Origin of the sequence: Alkalinema pantanalense CENA528 (assembly GCF_050753345.1) — a bacterium.
GTDB classification, from domain to species: domain Bacteria; phylum Cyanobacteriota; class Cyanobacteriia; order Leptolyngbyales; family Leptolyngbyaceae; genus Alkalinema; species Alkalinema pantanalense.
The window spans coordinates 1-1,274 of the sequence record NZ_JBLZFX010000227.1 but is presented as its reverse complement, the minus strand read 5'-3'; the positions used below and the strand labels follow the sequence as shown (position 1 = coordinate 1,274).

Annotated in this window: 2 protein-coding genes; both read right to left on the bottom strand. The window is 52.9% G+C overall.

Annotated elements, in window-relative coordinates:
- Positions 1 to 269: 269 nt before the first annotated feature.
- Positions 270 to 842, bottom strand: coding sequence for an HD domain-containing protein (locus tag ACN4EG_RS27775; protein ID WP_431633527.1), 573 nt, complete (start codon positions 840 to 842; stop codon positions 270 to 272).
- A partial coding sequence (locus ACN4EG_RS27770; RefSeq protein ID WP_431633526.1) for a TIGR03985 family CRISPR-associated protein occupies positions 839 to 1,274 on the bottom strand: 436 nt, incomplete at its 5' end. The genes ACN4EG_RS27775 and ACN4EG_RS27770, both read right to left, overlap by 4 nt.

Below are 1,274 nucleotides of genomic sequence, written 5' to 3'. Positions count from 1 at the left end.
AGTTAGAGCTTGACCCGACTTCGATTAAATCACATCCCAACTACTCAACCCTCTGTGAACACGGCATCATCGCCGCTTAATTTTGTCCGGAGTATTGTTATACCAAATTAATTGATTACTGCTATAAATCCGATCCCCCCTAGCCCCCCTTAATAAGGGGGGAATTTAGGCAAATTCTTTCAAAGTCCCCCTTATTAAGGGGGATTTAGGGGGATCGTTGTGTGTTGCAATTACAAATTGGTTTGGTATTAAGTGGGGGATGTTGTGCATTATATCCATTGTTTGAGAATCTGCTGTAATTCTTTGACCATTGGGCTTTGGCTGCGTTGCTGGAGGATGGTGAGGCAGGATTGGTAGAACCAGCGGATATCTGATGGACTGGCGTTGAATTTTTGCCAGGTTTGGTCGGGGTGAGTTTGGAGATCGCGGTGAATCGATCGGGCGTTGTGGAGTTTGTCGGCTAGGATGATGCGGATTGCGTCATCGGATGCGGTTTTTAGTTGTTCTAGGTATTGTGTTTTACGGTGTTTCCAAGGGGGTTTGGGGGTGATGTCGGATTCGGTGCAGGTGTCGATGAGGTGGGTGACGCGATCGCCAAATTGCTGACGAATCACTTCGCGGGTTGTGGCTCCGCCTTGGTCTTCGATGGCGTCATGGAGCAGGGCGGCGATCGCGCTATCTTCGTCGCCGCCATCTTCGAGGACGAGGGCGGCGACGCTGAGGAGGTGGCTGATGTAGGGAATTTTGCTGCCTTTGCGGTATTGCTGGGCGTGGAGTTGGTGGGCGTAGGTGAGGGCTTGGGGGAAGCGATCGCTGAGGGGTGGGGAAGTGGGATGGGTCATGGTGTGTTGTAAAAGGATTGAGCTTTGGTGAGGTCTTCGCCCATGCGTTGGCGCAGGTTCCAGGGCAGTAGGACTTCGACGTTGTGGCCCCAGGCTCGCAGGCGCATGATGACGTTGTTATCGCCGCTGCGATGGTCGGTTAGGCAGAAGATGTCTTGGGTGTGGTTGGGGCGGGGTTGGAAGAGGGTTTGGAGGGGGATATCGGGTTTGTTGCGATCGGTGTTGAAGATGCGGCTGGCTTGGGTGTAGCTGATTTGGGTAAAGAGTTTTTCGCGTTCGGTGTCTTGGATGTAGTTGGCGAAAAAGTAGCGATCGAAGCGGAGGAGGAGTTGGGCGATCGGGCGATGGATTTCGAAGCCGAGGGCTTGGGAGACTTCGTTGAAGACTTTTTGGGGGGTTTTGTCGAGGAATTTGGGGGGGATGGGATGGGTT